Annotated in this window: 2 protein-coding genes; one reads left to right on the forward strand and one right to left on the reverse strand. The window is 71.3% G+C overall.

The annotated features are described in order from the left end of the window. The coding region (locus VED21_RS19775; RefSeq protein WP_324885192.1) for an MCP four helix bundle domain-containing protein at positions 1-1,146 on the reverse strand (1,146 nt) is incomplete at its 3' end. A 142-nt stretch (positions 1,147-1,288) separates the two neighbouring features. On the opposite strand from VED21_RS19775, the gene VED21_RS19780 reads away from it, so the two are divergent. Continuing rightward, a partial coding sequence (locus VED21_RS19780) for a 2OG-Fe(II) oxygenase (protein ID WP_324885194.1) occupies positions 1,289-2,117 on the forward strand: 829 nt, incomplete at its 3' end.

Genomic DNA, 2,117 nt, shown 5'->3' on the forward strand with positions numbered 1-2,117 from the left:
GGCCTGCTGTTCGCAAACGGTTTGCAGGATGCGGCCGAGGCCCACCGGTTCCGGAACGAAGGGCAGTTCGCCATCGGCCATGGGGGCGGCCTGGAGGATGCCGTTGATCAGCGCGGTCATGCGCGCGACGGCGTCGCGGATGCGGCCGGCGCGGCCCGCCAGATCGTCGGGCGTCAGCTGGGCGCGCAGCGTCCGGATGCGCTGCGCCTGCCCGTCGATGACGGTGAGCGGCGTGCGAAACTCGTGGCTGACCATGGAGACGAAGTTGCGCTGGAGCGCCGCCAGCTCCCGCTCGCGCGCCAGCTTTTCCTCCAGCAGCCGGGCCTGCGCCTGCAGCTGGCTGCGGCTTTCGGACAGCGCCTCCTGGCTGGCGCGGAAGACGTCGACGGCGCGCGCCATGATGCCGACCTCGTCGCCGCGCCCGGCGTAGGGCGGGAAGGACGCCGGCCGGCCTTCCGACAGCGCCAGCATGGCGCCGGCCAGCGTCAGCATCGGTTCGGTCATGTGGCGGGTGAAGAACACCAGCGCCGCGGCGACCAGCCCGCACTGCACCGCCAGCGCCAGCAGGATCGTCATCCGTGCGTGCAGGAAGGTGTCGATCACGGAGCCGGCGGCGGCGGTGCCGTTGGACTGGTTGAAGTCGGTCAGCCGGGTCAGCCGGTCGGACGCCCGGGCGAAGCTCTCGCGCGACGGTCCGCGGTAAAGGGTCCCCGCACGCTCCACGTCGCCGGCCGCGAAGGCGGCGATCATGGCGTCGCGCGCGTCCAGGTAGGTCCGCCATTCCCTGCGGAAGGCCTCGTCCAGCGCCTGCTCCTCCGGGGTGATCGGCAGCCGCTCGTAGGCCCGGAGGCTGGCGTCGACGCGGCCCAGCGTCGCCGCCGCCTCGCGCTCCACCCAGGCCCTTTCGTCCGCCGTGGCGGCCAGCAGCCGGTTGCCGTCCATGGTGCGCAGGTCGGACATGTGGTTGTTGATGTCGCCCAGCACGCGGGTGCTGGGCAGCCAGTTGGACTTCACCGCGTCCGCCGCCACGTTGACCGAGTGCAGCTCGGAAATGCTGAAGAGGCTCACCGCCATCGTGAAGGTGAACACCAGCAGGAAGGCGGCGCGAATCTTCACCGACAGCGGCGTGCGGCTGATCAGGCGCATCGGATGGAAACCCTCTTCGTTCGCGGCGTGCGGGGCCATCGGAACGGACGCCCGCGCCGCACGCCACCTGTAAGCCCTCACAGGCGCCCGCCGTGGCGCGTGGGGCTAGCATAAGCGCCGTTGACCTGAAACAGGAACGGCCATGCTCCTGCCCGGAGACCCCTGCCCACCCTTCTGCGGACGCACCCCCTCCAAGCCGGCCTTCCATTTCGACACGATGGGCGGGCGCACCCTCGTCCTCGCCTTCTTCGTGTCGTCGGCGTTCGACCTGGGACGCCGCTTCCTCGCGGCGCTCGAACCCATCGCGCACCGCTTCGACGACCGGACCGCCTCCTTCTTCGGGGTCAGCATCGATCCGGGCGACGAAAGCGAAGGGCGGCTGCGCGACCGCCGGCCGGGCCGGCGCTTCTTCTTCGACCCCGACCGGCGGATCAGCGCGCTGCTGGGTGTGTGCACGCCGCAGGGGGAGGGCCGCGCCGACACCTACACCCCGCTGGTCTACGTGTTCGACGCGCGGCTGCGCGTCGCCGGCGTGATCCCGCTGGCCGACCCCGAGCAGTGCGTGGCGCAGCTGGCCGGACTGCTGGACCGCCTGCCGCCGCCCGGCGATCCGGTTCCGGCGCAGGCTCAGGCGCCGGTGCTGGTGGTGCCGCACGTCCTCGAACCCGACCTCCGCGACCGCCTGATCGCGCTGTACGACGAGCGGGGCGGCGAGCTGTCCGGCCACATGACCGAACAGGACGGCCGCACGGTCGGCGTGCTGAACGCCCTGATGAAGGTCCGCCGCGACCGCTACATCGAGGACGAGGCGCTGAAGGAGACGCTGCGCGACCGCCTGCGCCGCCGTCTGCTGCCGGAGGTCGCCAAGGTCTACCAGTTCCGCGCCACGCACATCGAGCGCTATCTGGTCGCCTGCTATGACGGAACCGAAGGCGGGCATTTTCACGCCCACCGCGACAACACCACGAAGG

Origin of the sequence: Azospirillum sp. (genome assembly GCF_035627195.1) — a bacterium.
Taxonomy (GTDB): Bacteria; Pseudomonadota; Alphaproteobacteria; order Azospirillales; family Azospirillaceae; genus Azospirillum.